Source organism: Sphaerisporangium dianthi (assembly GCF_042654065.1).
Lineage (GTDB): Bacteria > Actinomycetota > Actinomycetes > Streptosporangiales > Streptosporangiaceae > Sphaerisporangium > Sphaerisporangium dianthi.
Genome location: NZ_JBHSFP010000010.1, coordinates 234,962 through 249,218 on the forward strand (window position 1 = coordinate 234,962; position 14,257 = coordinate 249,218).

The 14,257-nt window shown below is 70.7% G+C and carries 11 protein-coding genes; 5 read left to right on the forward strand and 6 right to left on the reverse strand.

Annotation, left to right across the window (positions count from 1 at the left end):
* Nucleotides 1-5: 5 nt before the first annotated feature.
* Nucleotides 6-1,460: a class II fumarate hydratase gene (locus ACFO60_RS17665; protein ID WP_380841452.1), complete on the forward strand. Its 1,455-nt coding sequence runs from the start codon at nt 6-8 to the stop codon at nt 1,458-1,460.
* 44 nt (nt 1,461-1,504) lie between these two features.
* On the opposite strand, the gene ACFO60_RS17670 is transcribed toward ACFO60_RS17665, so the two are convergent.
* Together ACFO60_RS17670 and ACFO60_RS17675 are read right to left on the reverse strand one after the other, a co-directional pair.
* The gene (locus ACFO60_RS17670; RefSeq protein WP_380841453.1) at nt 1,505-3,505 is read right to left on the reverse strand and encodes a glycosyltransferase family 2 protein; all 2,001 of its coding nucleotides are present in this window, start codon (nt 3,503-3,505) and stop codon (nt 1,505-1,507) included.
* A 122-nt stretch (nt 3,506-3,627) separates the two neighbouring features.
* On the reverse strand, nt 3,628-4,305 hold the full coding sequence (locus ACFO60_RS17675) for an aggregation-promoting factor C-terminal-like domain-containing protein (RefSeq protein WP_380841455.1): 678 nt from the start codon (nt 4,303-4,305) through the stop codon (nt 3,628-3,630).
* A 440-nt stretch (nt 4,306-4,745) separates the two neighbouring features.
* Here ACFO60_RS17675 and ACFO60_RS17680 point away from each other — a divergent pair, with 440 nt between their 5' ends.
* From ACFO60_RS17680 to ACFO60_RS17690, 3 genes are read left to right on the forward strand one after another with little or no spacing between them, the layout of a single operon-like run.
* Complete coding sequence (locus ACFO60_RS17680; protein WP_380841457.1) at nt 4,746-5,420, forward strand: response regulator; 675 nt, start codon at nt 4,746-4,748, stop codon at nt 5,418-5,420.
* Nucleotides 5,417-6,856 (forward strand): sensor histidine kinase, encoded by a 1,440-nt coding sequence (locus ACFO60_RS17685; protein WP_380841458.1) that lies wholly within the window; start codon nt 5,417-5,419, stop codon nt 6,854-6,856. Before ACFO60_RS17680 ends, ACFO60_RS17685 begins: the two co-directional genes overlap by 4 nt.
* An 11-nt stretch (nt 6,857-6,867) precedes the next feature.
* Nucleotides 6,868-7,470 carry a hypothetical protein gene (locus tag ACFO60_RS17690; protein WP_380841459.1) on the forward strand — a complete coding sequence of 201 codons (603 nt, stop codon included), beginning with the start codon at nt 6,868-6,870 and terminating at the stop codon, nt 7,468-7,470.
* Between the two features lie 3 nt (nt 7,471-7,473).
* On the opposite strand, the gene ACFO60_RS17695 is transcribed toward ACFO60_RS17690, so the two are convergent.
* The 4 genes from ACFO60_RS17695 to ACFO60_RS17710 form a co-directional block, all read right to left on the reverse strand.
* Nucleotides 7,474-8,742 (reverse strand): PhoH family protein, encoded by a 1,269-nt coding sequence (locus tag ACFO60_RS17695; RefSeq protein ID WP_380841471.1) that lies wholly within the window; start codon nt 8,740-8,742, stop codon nt 7,474-7,476.
* Nucleotides 8,743-9,050: 308 nt separating this feature from the next.
* Nucleotides 9,051-9,812, reverse strand: a complete 762-nt coding sequence (locus tag ACFO60_RS17700; protein ID WP_380841472.1) for an isoprenyl transferase — start codon at nt 9,810-9,812, stop codon at nt 9,051-9,053.
* A gap of 147 nt (nt 9,813-9,959) precedes the next feature.
* On the reverse strand, nt 9,960-11,744 hold the full coding sequence (locus tag ACFO60_RS17705) for a phosphoenolpyruvate carboxykinase (GTP) (protein ID WP_380841473.1): 1,785 nt from the start codon (nt 11,742-11,744) through the stop codon (nt 9,960-9,962).
* Nucleotides 11,745-12,130: 386 nt separating this feature from the next.
* A complete protein-coding gene (locus tag ACFO60_RS17710) occupies nt 12,131-12,649 on the reverse strand; it encodes a hypothetical protein (protein ID WP_380841461.1) in 519 nt (172 codons plus the stop codon).
* 82 nt (nt 12,650-12,731) lie between these two features.
* On the opposite strand from ACFO60_RS17710, the gene ACFO60_RS17715 reads away from it, so the two are divergent.
* Nucleotides 12,732-14,243 carry an MFS transporter gene (locus ACFO60_RS17715; protein ID WP_380841462.1) on the forward strand — a complete coding sequence of 504 codons (1,512 nt, stop codon included), beginning with the start codon at nt 12,732-12,734 and terminating at the stop codon, nt 14,241-14,243.
* The last annotated feature ends 14 nt before the right edge of the window (nt 14,244-14,257 follow it).

The following is a 14,257-nucleotide window of genomic DNA, read 5'->3' on the forward strand; positions in this document are numbered from 1 at the left end:
GGGTCATGGAGGATTTCCGGATCGAACATGACTCTATGGGCGAGGTACGCGTCCCGGCGGCGGCCAAGTGGCGGGCGCAGACGCAGCGGGCGGTGGAGAACTTCCCGATATCCGGCCGCGGGCTGGAGCCCGCGCACATCGCGGCGCTCGGGTTGATCAAGGCGGTGGCCGCCGAGGTGAACGGCGAGCTGGGCGTCCTTTCGCCCGACATGGCGGAGGCGATCTCCGAGGCCGCCACCGACGTGGCGGAGGGCGAGTGGAACGACGAGTTCCCGATCGACGTCTTCCAGACGGGCTCGGGCACCTCGTCCAACATGAACGCCAACGAGGTCGTCGCCACGCTCGCCGAGAAGCGCCTGGGCCGCCCCGTGCACCCGAACGACCACGTCAACGCCTCGCAGTCGTCCAACGACGTGTTCCCCTCGTCGATCCACGTGGCCGCGATGATCGACGTGGTGTACGAGCTGATGCCGGCGCTGGACCATCTGGCCGTCGCGCTGCGGCAGAAGTCGATGCGGTTCGAGACGATGGTCAAGGCGGGGCGCACGCACCTGATGGACGCCACTCCGGTGACGCTCGGCCAGGAGTTCGGCGGCTACGCGACGCAGATCGAGCACGGCATCACGCGGCTGCGCTCGACGCTGCCCCGGGTCGCCGAGCTGCCCCTCGGCGGGACGGCGGTCGGCACGGGCGTCAACACGCCGCCCGGCTTCGCGCGCAAGGTCATCGCCAAGCTGAGCGAGGCGACCGAGCTGCCGTTCACCGAGGCGCGCGACCACTTCGAGGCCCAGGGCTCCCGGGACGCGCTGGTCGAGCTGTCGGGCCAGCTGCGCGTGATCGCCGTCTCGCTCAACAAGATCGCGAACGACCTGCGCTGGATGGGGTCGGGACCGAGGGCGGGGCTCGGCGAGATCAACCTGCCCGACCTGCAGCCCGGCTCCTCGATCATGCCGGGCAAGGTGAACCCGGTGGTGCCCGAGGCGGTGTGCATGGTGGCCGCGCAGGTGATCGGCAACGACGCCGCGGTGACCTTCGCGGGCGCGGCGGGGAGCTTCGAGCTCAACGTGATGATGCCGGTCATCGCGCGCAACGTGCTGGAGTCCATCCGGCTGCTGGCCAGCGTGTCGCGGCTGCTCGCCGACCGGTGCGTCCACCACATCACCGCCAATCCCGAGCGGATGCGCGAGTACGCCGAGTCCTCGCCGTCGATCGTCACCCCGCTCAACCGCCACCTGGGGTACGAGGAGGCGGCGAGCATCGCCAAGCAGTCGCTCAAGGAGCGCAAGACCATCAGGCAGGTCGTGATCGAACGCGGCCACGTGGCCTCCGGCAAGCTCACCGAGGAGGCCCTGGACGCGGCCCTGGACGTGCTGGCCATGACCCGCCCGCCGCAGGCCTCCGAGAACGGCGACACCGGCGAGAACGGCGGGACCGGCGGGACCGGCACGGCCCCTTCCTGACCTCGCGCCGCCGGGGCCGGAGGATCGGGCCGCTCGCGCGGCGCCTACTCCTCCGGCGTGGCGGGAAGGTAGCGCTGCTGGATGGCGCGGGCCAGGCGCAGCAGGTAGCCGCCGCCGGGCAGGCGGGTGGCGAGCCTGGCCGGCGCCGAGCGCTTGGGAACGAGCTTGCCGGGCTCGGCGCCGGCCTCGACGCGCACCCGGCCCCCTCTGGCCATCTCCAGGACGAACCGCAGGTCGGACTCCTTGCCGTCGACGCGCAGGCGCGGCGCCCACACTCCCGGCCCGATGTGGCCCTCGCCGGCGAACCGGCGGACCGCGACCTTGGCGACGAGCTGCCCCGGGTAACGGCCGGGCACACCGGGTTCGACCAGGGCGGGCACGCTGACGACCCGGCTCCGGTTGGCCACGTGCCGCAGCACCAGCTCGGCCGGGGGGCCGCCGCTCGGCGGCACGTACGGGACGGGGAGGACGACGAAGACGCTCCCGTCCCGGTGGGTGACCGCCGCCCCCGGCGAGACGAGCGTGATCGACTCGGCGAACGATTTCGGCTCGACGCACACGCTCAGCTCGCGCTGCTCGGACCAGCAGGGGATGACGAGCTTGCGCGGCCGTTCCGCGAGGACGCCGACGCAGCTGAGCTGGGCGCCGCGGTGCCCGGCGACGCGGGTGCGCGCCTGGTGGGCGCCGCTGTGCATGCGCACGTGCACCTCCCACTCGCCGGAGCGCAGCGGGCGGCCCAGCCCGGCGGTGCCCACGTCCAGCCGTGCCCGTCCGACGGCCCACAGGCGCACCCGGTCGCCTTCCCTCGACCGGCACATCTCCCCCGACACCGGAAGGAAGAAGATCAACCCGTAGTCCACGTGGCGGATGTAGACCTCCATGCGGGCCCGCTCTACCGATTCGGTGACGTCGGCCAGCCGCGGCGGGAGGGTGAAACCGCCCAGCGGGGGCGTCCAGAGCAGCCGGTCGCCGGCCGCCGTGAGCGTGACGGGCGCCCCCTGCGCGTCGACGATCTCCACGGCGAGGTCGAGCAGCAGGACGTCCTCCTCCCAGCGCACGTCGCGCAGCTCGGCACGCAGTGAGATGCCCCTGGAAGCCTCGCTGAGGGCCACCAGACGCCCGAGATCGCCGCTTCTGACCAGAACCGCCCGGGCGCGGAGATGGACCGGCAGAAAGGCGTCCAGCGCCTCGGGGAACCGTTCGCGGGTGAGGTCGCGCAGCGCGGCGAACAGGGCCGGACGCTGGTCTGCGCGCGCCGCCGGCAGTTGGCGCCCGCCGAGCGGGCGGAGCACGGCCGTGCGGAACAGGTGGACGTACAGGCGCTCCCGCTGCTCCTGCGAGTCGCTGTGGGCGTCCACGACGTCGAGGACCGCCCGGATGCCGGCGGCGTGCCCGGCGGGGTCCGCGGGGCGCTCGGGCTCGGCGCCGATGTGACAGCACACCTGGTCGGCGAGGACCGTGATGACCTTGGCGGTGAGGTAGGCCTTGAGCACGAACGCCTGCTCGGACAGTTCGGGCTCGACCTCGGCGAAGCGGATCTCGCGCGAGTCGAGGAAGGCGCGGCGGAACAGCTTGTGCGCCGTCGGCAGGGTGAGCAGGCGGTCGCGCATGACGTCGGCGCGCTCGCGGTTGCGGGAGAAGGCCCGGGGCGGCGGGCTGTCGCCCTGGACGAGCCGACCGATCAGCACGTCGGCGTCGGCCTCGACGGCCGCGCGGTACATGGCCTCCAGCGCCACCCGTTCGAGGCGGTCGCGCCGGCCGAGCAGGTACACGTACTCGCCGCGCGCCACGGCCAGCCCCACGTTGCGTCCGCGCACCGGCGAGCCGGTGTGCTCCAGATGCAGGACCCTGACGTTGGGGCGGACGGCGGCGACGGCGTCGAGCCGTTCCCGCGTGCCGTCGTCCGACCGGTCGTCCGCGAAGATCACTTCGTACTCGTCCGACGGCATCGTCTGCTCGAGCAGCGAACGCACGCACGCGTCGAACGCGTCATCGTCCGGGCCTGGCTCGGACACCGGCACCACCACGCTGACCTTCACACCCATGCGGCCAGCGTGACGCCGGGCACCGTCCCGGCGCCCTCAGACTTGCCGAAACCTCGAACAACCCTGACTAAGAGTTCGCGCGCATCATGACCGTGACACGGCGAGGGATCGGCGGATCAGGATCAGTACCAGCCGACGGACTGGGAGTGGGCCCAGGCGCCGCAGGGGCTCTTGTAGCGGGCCGCGATGTAGCCGAGGCCCCATTCGATCTGGGTGGCGGCGCTGACCTGCCAGTCGGCGCCGGCGCTGGCCATCTTGCTGCCGGGGAGGGCCTGGGGGATGCCGTAGGCGCCGCTGCTGCGGTTCATCGCCCGCTCGTTCCAGTGGCTCTCCCTGTCCCAGAGCTTCTCGAGGCAGCCCCACTCGCCGGACCACCCCTTGGCGGCGGCCATCTGCTGGCCGAGCGCCTTATTGCTGCCGGGGTTCGGCTGGGAGCCGGGCGGGAACGCCTGCGGGTTGAACCCGTTGCCGCCGGGCGCCGTCTTGACGATCTTCACTTGGTCCCAGTCGGGAGCCGACTTGGTGCGGGCGGCCTTGATGTCGCGCGCCCGCTGCGCCTGGGCGGCGACGGCCTTGAGCGCGTCGGCCTCGGCGTCCGGCGCGAAGGGGTCGGCCATGCGGGTGAGTTCGTTGAGGCTGAGCGGCGTCGCCGGCGTGGCGGCGTTCTCGCGCATCGTCTGCACGGTGAAGACGCCGAGCGCGGCGACCACGGCGAGGGAGAGGCCGATGCCCACCACGCGTTTGGGGGTCAGCCATGACGAGCGCCCGGGCCGCCGATCGGTGCGACCGCGTGGCGGCACGGCTTCTTTGTCGCCGTCCCGCCTGCTTCGCCTGTCCCGCAACTGCTGACCTGAGCTCACGGCCTACGAGCTTGCCGTGAATCGGGGGGTGGTTCGCAACCCAAACGTAAAAGTTATTTGACGGTTACATGGCTAACCAGCGAGTAACGTGCGGTTTCGCCGCTCGATGTGACTTTCGTCACACCAGGGAACGCCGCCCCCGCCCTCCGGACCCCCGATCCGGAGGGCGGCGGAGCGACCGCCCGTCATGAGAGTCGCGGCTCTGTGACAGAGCCGGATTCCCGGCCCGGCGGGCCGGACGGCCTTCGCCGCGCGGCCGCGGCAGGGCGTGACGGTGCGGACGCCCTCAGCGTGACGGCCTACTGTCGGGTTCCCATGGGGGCCATGTCTCAGTTCTGTGACACAGAGGGAGATAACGCACCATCGGCCATAATGTGCGGGTGGCCGGCATCCTCCTCGTCGAAGACGACCCCTCGGTCCGGACCGGCCTCGAGCTGGCCCTGACGCGTCAGGGGCATTCCGTGACCGCCTACGCCACCGGCGAAGAAGCTCTGGACCACGTGCGCGCCCGCAGGCCGGAGATCGTCATCCTCGACGTCATGCTGCCCGGCATCGACGGCGTGGAGGTCTGCCGCCGCATCCGCAGGCTCGACTCCCTGCCGATCATCCTGCTCACCGCCCGCGGCGACGACCTGGACATGGTGGTCGGGCTGGAGGCCGGGGCGGACGACTACGTGGTCAAGCCCGTGGAGCCGCGCGTGCTCGACGCCCGCATCCGCGCCGTGCTGCGCCGCCTCGAGTCGGCCTCCGCCGACCGCATCAGCTTCGGCGACCTCGTGGTCGACCGGGGGGCGCTCAAGGTGACCCTGGCCAACCGCGAGGTCCACCTCACCCCCACCGAACTGCGGCTGCTGCTGGAACTGGTGCGGCACCCCGGGCAGGTGCTCAACCGCCGCTATCTGCTGCGCGCGGTCTGGGACCACAACCACGTGGCCGACTCCCGCCTGGTGGACGCCTGCGTGCAGCGCATCCGCGCCAAGATCGAACCCGTCCCGGCCGAGCCGGTGTACATCCACACGGTGCGGGGCTTCGGCTACCGCTTCAGCCCGCCGTGACCCTCGGCCTCCGGCGTCCCACCGGCCTGCGCGGCCGGCTGGTCATCACCTTCGTCCTGGTCGCGGTGACCGCCTCGACCCTGGTCGCGGGGATCGGATACCAGCTCGTCCGCAGGGCGCTGCTGGATCGCGCGGAGGCCGGCGCCGTCGTGGACGTCCGCGACGTCATCCAGCGGATCTCGCTGCCGATCGGCACCAGCGAGCTGCTGTGGCCCACCGACGCGGTGGTGACCGACAGCGACCTCACCAACCTGGCCGAGTCCCTCGGCGGGCCGGACCGCCAGGTGATCCTCAAGTACGGCGAGCAGGAGCGGCTGAGCAGCGGCACCACGTTCGGGCTCGACGACGTCCCCGCGGAGCTGCGCAGGCAGGCCGCCGAGCGCATGGTGCGCCAGCGGCTGCTGATCCACGGCGATCCGTGGCTGCTGATCGGCACGCAGGTCCACCGGCTGACCCGCACCGGCGCGGTGCGCCCCACCGGCATGACGATCTACGTGTTCGTGTCGCTCAAGGAGGAGGGCGGCGTCCTGGCCCGGCTGCGCACCGCGCTGGCCCAGGCGTCCGGGATCACGCTGGCGATCGCGCTGACCGTCGCGCTGGTGTCCGCGCGGAGCGTCCTGCGCCCGGTGCGCAGGCTCGGCGACGCCGCGCGCGCCCTCGGCGCCGGGCGCCTGGACACCCGCCTGCCGGTGGACGGCCGCGACGAGCTGGCCGGGCTGTCGGCGACGTTCAACGACACCGCCTCCGCCCTGGAGCAGACGGTGTCGGAGCTGCGCGCCCTGGAAGCGATGTCCCGGCGTTTCGTCGCGGACGTCTCCCACGAGCTGCGCACCCCTCTCACGGCGATGACGGCGGTGACCGACATGCTGACCGAGGAGGCGCAGAACCTCCCCCCGGACGCGGGCAAGGCCGTGAACCTCGTGGTCCGTGAGATCAACCGGCTCAGGGTGCTGGTGGAGCACCTCATCGAGGCGAGCAGGTTCGACTCGGGCGCCGCCGTGCTGACCAGGGAGAACGTCGACGTCGGCATGGCGCTGGCCGACTGCCTGGAGATCAGGGGCTGGACCGGCCGGGTGCGCCTGGAAGTGCCGCGCGGCCTGTCGTTCTCGCTCGATCCCCGGCGCTTCGACGTGATCGTGGCGAACCTGGTGGGCAACGCCCTGCTCCACGGCGCTCCCCCCGTGACCGTGACCGCCCGCGCGCTGCGCAGCGGCCTGGAGGTGAAGGTGCGCGACCGCGGCAAGGGCATCCCCCGCGACGACCTTCCCCATGTCTTCGAACGCTTCTACAAGGTCGGCGCGGGGCGGGCGCGCAGCGACGGCAGCGGGCTCGGCCTCGCCATCGCCAAGGCCAACGCCGAGTTGCACGGCGGGACGATCAAGGTGGAGCTGTGCGACCCGGGCACGCTGTTCACCGTCTGGATCCCCTACTCATGAGACCGCGTCCGATGACCTCACGGCGCTCGCGGTCCCGGCGGGCCGCGGCGTCCGGCCCCGCGCACGCCGCGGCGCCGGTGATGGCGTTGGCGCTGGCGCTGGCGCTGGGCGGGACGGCGGCCTGCGGGGTCGACCCCACGGGGGTGCTCGACGCAGGTCCCGCACCGGTGATCAGCGCCAAGGGGGCCGTCGCGAACGTGTACCTGCTGCGTGACGGGCGGCTGTCGCCCAAGCAGGTGTCCACGGCGTCCAACGCCGCCGAGGACGTGATGGGGGCGCTGTTCGAGGTGAGCAAGAGACCGGGGGACGGCCTGGGCTCCGCGCTGTCGTCCTTCCGGCTGGAGCAGAGCCCGCTCGGGCGGTACGGGGTGGACAGCGGCGTGCGCAACGACCCGGAGAATCCGGTGGGCCTGCGGCTGCACGTCATCGTCAACGGGCCGGGCCGGCTCAGCAGGGCGGCGATGGCCCAGATCACCTGCACAGCACGGCTGCGCGAGGAGATCTGGGCCGTGAAGATCACTCAGACGACGGCCAAGGGGCCGCTGGCGCTGGGCGAGCACACCTGCCGCGAGTACCACGACCTGGCGGCGCCCAACGTCAACCTGCCCCCATGACGGTCAGACCGTGATGTCCTCCAGCATCTCGGTCACCAGCGCGGCGATCGGCGAGCGCTCGGAGCGGGTGAGCGTGACGTGCGCGAACAGCGGGTGCCCCTTGAGCTTCTCGACGACGGCCACCACGCCGTCGTGCCTGCCCACCCTGAGGTTGTCGCGCTGGGCGATGTCATGGGTGAGCACGACGCGCGAGTTGGCGCCTATGCGGGACAGCACGGTGAGCAGGACGCCGCGCTCGAGCGACTGGGCCTCGTCCACGATCACGAACGCGTCGTGCAGCGACCGTCCCCTGATGTGGGTGAGCGGCAGCACCTCCAGCATGCCGCGGTCGAGGACCTCCTCGATCACCTCGGGGGTGGTGACGGCGCCGAGGGTGTCGTACACCGCCTGCGCCCACGGGCCCATCTTCTCGTTCTCGGAGCCCGGCAGATAGCCGAGCTCCTGGCCGCCGACCGCGTACAGGGGGCGGAAGACGATGACCTTGCGGTGCTGGCGGCGCTCCAGCACGGCCTCGAGGCCGGCGCACAGCGCGAGCGCGGACTTGCCCGTGCCGGCCCTGCCGCCGAGGGAGACGATGCCGACCTCGGGGTCCATGAGCAGGTCGAGGGCGATGCGCTGCTCGGCGGAGCGGCCGTGCAGGCCGAACACCTCGCGGTCGCCGCGCACGAGCCGCACCGACTTGTCGGGCTGCACGCGCCCGAGCGCCGACCCCCTGGCGGACAGCAGCCGCAGTCCGGTGTGGGTGGGAAGCTCGCGGGCCTCCTCCAGGTCGGTGGTGCCGTGCTCGAACAGCGACTCGACGTCCTCGGTGGTCACCTGGAGCTCGGCCATGCCGGTCCAGCCGGACTCCACCACCAGGTCGGCGCGGTACTCCTCGGCGGTCAGGCCGATGGAGGCCGCCTTGACCCGCATCGGCAGGTCCTTGGACACCAGCACCACGTCGTGGCCCTCGGCCGCGAGGGAGCGGGCGACCGTGAGGATGCGGGTGTCGTTGTCGCCGAGCCGGAATCCGGCCGGCAGGATCGCGGGATCGCTGTGGTTCAGTTCGACTCTGATCGTGCCCTCGCCTATCGGCATGGGCTCGTCCAGCCTGCCGTGCCGGACACGAAGATCGTCCAGGAAGCGCAACGCCTTGCGGGCGAAGTATCCGAGTTCGGGGTGGTGGCGCTTGGCCTCCAACTCGGTGATGACGACGATCGGCAAGACGACTTCGTGCTCGGCGAAGCGGCTCATCGCCGCAGGGTCGGCCAGCAGGACAGAGGTGTCCACTATGTACGTGCGCCTCGATGGCGTGAGGCTACTTCCAGTGGACGGGTTGCTCGAGGACACTGCCACGCGTTCTCCCCCGGGCGCCAGGAGTCAGCGCCCTGCCTATGAGGTGGTGAGCGGACCGGGCCCGATCGTGCGCCCCCACCTGCGCGAGGCGACGCCGGATCCCGGCCCCCCTCGTCAAAAGGCGACGCAAGGGCGGACCCTCTCCCGAAGTAGGCCGTATGGACTGCCTACTCCTTACGGTACGTCGTGGACGCCCCCTACCCAACAGCTCGACCAGGGCTGATAGGGGGTGTTCACGGGGTGTTTCAGTTTCCGTACCGCCGGTGCCGCGCGGCGTACGACCGCAGCGCCCGCAGGAAATCGACTTTGCGGAAGTCAGGCCAGTAGGCCTCGCAGAAGTAGAATTCGGAGTGAGCGCTCTGCCAGAGCAGGAAGCCGGACAGCCTCTGCTCTCCCGACGTGCGGATGAGAAGATCCGGGTCGGGGAGGCCGCGCGTGTAGAGATGCTCCGCGATGTGCTCCACATCGAGAACCTCGACAAGCTCCTCGATGCTCGCGCCCTTGCTGGCGTGCTCCTGGAGGAGGGAGCGCACCGCATCAGCGATCTCACGCCTTCCTCCATACCCAACCGCAACGTTCACAATCAGCCCAGGACGTCGTGATGTCACTTCTTTGGCATCTTTGAGGATTCGGGCCGTGCGATCGGGCAAAAGGTCCAGCGCTCCCATGGGGTTGACCCGCAACCCGCCGGCCACCAGGCCCTGCACGGTCTCCTCGATGATCTCCATCAGCGGGTCGAGCTCTTCCTTGGGCCGGGAGAGGTTGTCGCTGGAGAGCAACCACACCGTGACGATCTCCACACCGGCCTCACGGCACCACACCATCAGCTCGGAGATCTTGTCCGCGCCCTTCTGGTGGCCGTGGCTGACGTCGCGCAGGCCCATGGCCCTGGCCCAGCGGCGGTTGCCGTCCACGATGACACCCACGTGGCGAGGTATCTGATCGCTGGACAGCTTGGTTCCAAGACGGCGCTCGTACAACCGGTACACGAGATCGCGCACGCCCATGGAGACCTCCCCTTCGCCGCCCGGCGGCTGCCGGACGTTGACGACACGCAATTATCACGTGCTCCGACGCCTGCCCGCCCCCCGCTTGGGTTGCTATTGAGCCCCGTTACCCACAACGGGGAGCGGACACAGGCTTGAGCGGAAGCGTCAGGACAGGCGGTCCACCAGGGAGTGGTACTCCTGCCACAGTTGCCCGGGCAGGTGGTCGCCGAAGGTCGCGAAGTGGCCGGGAATCAGCGCGGCCTCCCGCTTCCACACCTCAGGGTCGACCGAGAGCAGGGCCGAAAGGTCGGCCTCGGCGACGTCGAGGCCCTCGGTGTCCAGGTCGCCGCGCGAGGGCAGGAGCCCGATGGGGGTCTCCACGGCGCCGGCCTCGCCGTTCAGCCGCTCGACGATCCACTTGAGCACGCGGCTGTTCTCGCCGAAGCCCGGCCACAGGAAGCGTCCGGAGGAGTCCTTGCGGAACCAGTTGACGTAGTAGATGCGCGGCAGCCCGCCCGGGCCGGCCATCTTGCCGACGTCGAGCCAGTGGGCGAAGTAGTCGCCCATGTTGTACCCGCAGAACGGCAGCATCGCGAAGGGGTCGTAGCGCAGTTCGCCGACCTTGCCCTCGGCGGCGGCGGTCTTCTCCGAGGCGACGTTGGCTCCGAGGAAGACGCCGTGCTGCCAGCTGAACGACTCGGTGACCAGCGGCACGGCCGTCGCGCGGCGCCCGCCGAACAGGATGGCCGAGATCGGCACGCCCTTGGGGTCCGACCACTCGGGGGCGATGATCGGGCACTGGGACGCGGGGGTGGTGAAGCGGGCGTTCGGGTGGGCGGCCGGCTCGCCGGAGCCGGGCGTCCAGTCGCGGCCCCGCCAGTCGATGAGATGCGCGGGAGGCTCGTCGGTGAGCCCCTCCCACCACACGTCGCCGTCGTCGGTCAGCGCCACGTTGGTGAAGATGCTGTTGCCCCAGAGCGTCTCGACGGCGTTGGCGTTGGTCGCCTCGCCGGTGCCGGGCGCCACTCCGAAGAAGCCGGCCTCGGGGTTGATGGCGTAGAGCCTGCCGTCCTCGCCGAAGCGCATCCAGGCGATGTCGTCGCCGACGGTCTCGACCTTCCACCCGGGGATGGTCGGCTGGAGCATCGCGAGGTTGGTCTTGCCGCAGGCGGAGGGGAAGGCGGCCGCGATGTAGCGGACCTGGCCGCCGGGAGGGGTGAGCTTGAGGATGAGCATGTGCTCGGCGAGCCAGCCCTGGTCGCGGGCCATCACGCTCGCGATGCGCAGCGCGTAGCACTTCTTGCCGAGCAGGGCGTTCCCGCCGTAGCCGGAGCCGTAGGACCAGATCTCACGGGTCTCCGGGAAGTGGCTGATGTACTTGGTGGTGCTGCACGGCCACGGGACGTCCTCCTGGCCGGGCGCCAGCGGGACGCCGACCGAGTGGACGGCCTTGACGTAGTCGCCCCTCTCTTCGATCAGCCGCAGGGCCGGCTCCCCCATGCGGGTCATGACGCGCATGGATACGGCGACGTACGGAGAGTCGGTGATCTCGACGCCGAGCTGGGAGATCTCACCGCCGAGCGGGCCCATGCAGAAAGGCACCACGTACATCGTGCGCCCGCGCATGCAGCCTCGGAACAACCCGTCGAAGGTGGCGCGCATCTCCTTGGGCGCGATCCAGTTGTTGGTGGGCCCCGCGTCCTGCGGGTCCTCCGAGCAGATGAAGGTGCGGTCCTCGACGCGGGCGACGTCGCTCGGGTCGGACGTCGCGAGGAAGCTGTTGGGCCGCGCGGCGAGGCGCGTGAACGTGCCCTGCTTGACGAGCAGGTTGGTCAGGCGCGTCCATTCGGCCTCCGACCCGTCGCACCACTCGACGCGGTCGGGGCGGGTCAGTTCGGCGATCTCTGTGACCCAGGCGGCGAGCTCGGCGTGGGACGTCGGGGCGGTCATTTCAATGGAAACTGACACGGAGCCGGCTCCTTACTCTCAGGCCAAACATCATCAACGACGGAACGCGCCGAATCCAATTGGCATAGACCAGTCGCGGAAACAGGTGCTCAAGAACTCCTCAAAAGAGGAGATCCGTTGCTCCTGTTTCCCTGCCGTTTCACGCCATTGAATTCGGACAACCGTCGTCAGCCCTGCTCACTGCCCATGATCGTGGCGTCATAACAGAGCAGGGATCGCGATGGTTTCCAGGGAGTTTACCCATCTTGGGGAAGATGAGAGAGTCGGCCTCCGCCCGGCGGGCCGCCCGCCCGCCAGGACCGGAGAGTGCCATTGGTATAGGCCATTGGAAATGGTCTAGGCCTGTCAAAAGATTGGTTCAGTCCAATCTACGCATTCAGGTCGGGGCCGGCGGAGCGAACGCGGTCGACCTGCTGGAGGGCATCGCGCAGGTCAGCGAGCCAGGTGTCGGTGTGGGCGCCCACCAGGCGGACGCACCAGGCGAGGGCGTCGCTGCGACTGCGCGCGACCCCGGCGGCGACGAGCGTGTCCAGCACGCGCCGTTCCTGCTGCCGCAGGCGGGTCATGACGGGGATCGAAAGGGTGGTGAACATCACTGTCCGGCCCTCGCAGGAGACCCCCCAGGAGACCTTCCGGCGGAAGCGTTGCTCGGCTTCCCGGGCGATCTCGACGCGCCGCTCCCTGGTCTCCTCCCTGAACCGCTGGAAGGCGCCCTCCAGCAAGGCGGTCCGCTCGGCCTCCGAGGCCGCCTCGCCCACGGCGGGCACGGACAGCGTGCCGATCACCGCGATCTCCTCGCGGTCGATGACGAACTCCTGCCCGGAGAACCACTCCTGCGGCAGGCGTCCGGTGAACCATGACGCGATCACTGATTCATCTGTTTCCATGTAATCAGAATTACACCACTACGGCGCAAGCTCAAGAGGGAATTGTTGACAGCGGCCATCTTTTGAGAGTTACTATCAATTCATGTCTACTATCACTTCTTCGCGACGCTGGTGGGCGCTCGGCGCCCTGGTGCTGAGCGTCCTGGTCATCGGCCTGGACCTCACCGTCCTGAACGTCGCGCTCCCCACGCTCGCCACCGAGCTCGGCGCGAGCACCGGCGACCTGCAGTGGATCGTGGTCGCCTACATGGTGGTGTTCGCGTCCCTGCTGCTGCCCGCCGGAGCCCTGGGCGACCGGTTCGGCCGCAAGCGCATGCTCCTGGCCGGGCTCGCCGCGTTCGGCATCGCCTCGGCCGTCGCCACGTACGTCGGCGACGCGGGGTGGCTCATCGCCATGCGAGCGCTCATGGGCGCCGGCGCCGCGATGATCATGCCGCTGTCGACGTCGATCCTGCCCGTGATCTTCCCGCCGCACGAGCGGGCCCGCGCCATCGCCGCCTGGACCGCCGGCATGGCCCTGGGGCTGCCGCTCGGCCCCATCGTCGGCGGCTACCTGCTCGACCACTTCTGGTGGGGCTCGATCTTCCTGATCAACATCCCCGCGGTGGCGGTGGCCGTCGTGGCCGTGGCCTTCCTGATCCCCGAGTCGAAAGACCCCTCCGCCTCGCGGGTCGACCTGCCGGGCGGGCTGCTGTCCATGGCCGGCCTGGGCGCGCTGGTGTACGGGGTGATCCAGGCGCCTCAGGACGGCTGGGGAGACCCCGTGGTGCTCGCCACGGTCGTCGGCGGACTGGCGCTGCTGGCGCTCTTCGCGATCGTCGAGGCCAGGATGCGCGCCCCCATGCTGGACCCCGGCCTGTTCCGCCAGCGGGTCTTCCTGTGGGGAGCCATCGGAGCGACCTTCATCTCCCTGGCGATGACCGGCGTGCTGTTCGTCGTCCCGCTGTACCTGCAGGCCGTCCTCGGCTTCGACGCGTTCGAGACCGGCCTGCGCGTCGTCCCCATGATCGGCGGGCTGATGGCCGGCGGCCTGACCGGCGAGCGGCTGCTTCCCCGCGCGGGGCTGCGGCGACTGATGACCGCCGGGCTGGTGCTCCTGGCGGCCGGCCTCGGCATGGGGGCGACGACCGGAGTCTCGGACGGGTACGGCTGGACCGCCGCCTGGCTCGCGATCGCGGGGGTGGGCGTCGGCATGGCGATGGTGCCCGCCATGGACGGCGTCCTCGCCACACTGCCGGAGGACCGTACCGGCTCGGGCTCCGGCGCCCTGCAGGCCCTGCGGCAGGTCGGCAGCGCCGTGGGGGTCGCCCTGCTGGGCGGCGTGCTGTCCGCCCTGTACATCGCGCACCTCCCCGCCGGCGCCCCGGAGGCCGCGCGGGACTCGGTCGCGATCGCCGTACGGCTCGGCGACCCGGCGCTGACGGCCGCCGCGCACGACGCCTATGTGTACGGCATGGACCTCGTCCTCGCCCTGTGCGCCGTCCTCTCCCTCCTCACCGCCGCCCTCATGGCCTCCCGCCTCCCCTCCACCACCGAGCGTCCCCCCACCCCCACCCCCCACCAAACCCTCAACCCCCACCCCACCCCCCTCTGACCACAAACCTCCCC

Bases quoted from the DNA above. Each gene is read 5' to 3' on its own strand.
- ACFO60_RS17665 (WP_380841452.1), top strand. From the start codon at position 6: ATGGAGGATTTCCGGATCGAACATGACTCTATGGGCGAGGTACGCGTC.
- ACFO60_RS17670 (WP_380841453.1), bottom strand. From the start codon at position 3,505: ATGGGTGTGAAGGTCAGCGTGGTGGTGCCGGTGTCCGAGCCAGGCCCG.
- ACFO60_RS17690 (WP_380841459.1), top strand. From the start codon at position 6,868: ATGACCTCACGGCGCTCGCGGTCCCGGCGGGCCGCGGCGTCCGGCCCC.
- ACFO60_RS17700 (WP_380841472.1), bottom strand. From the start codon at position 9,812: ATGGGCGTGCGCGATCTCGTGTACCGGTTGTACGAGCGCCGTCTTGGA.
- ACFO60_RS17705 (WP_380841473.1), bottom strand. From the start codon at position 11,744: ATGACCGCCCCGACGTCCCACGCCGAGCTCGCCGCCTGGGTCACAGAG.
- ACFO60_RS17710 (WP_380841461.1), bottom strand. From the start codon at position 12,649: ATGGAAACAGATGAATCAGTGATCGCGTCATGGTTCACCGGACGCCTG.
- ACFO60_RS17715 (WP_380841462.1), top strand. From the start codon at position 12,732: ATGTCTACTATCACTTCTTCGCGACGCTGGTGGGCGCTCGGCGCCCTG.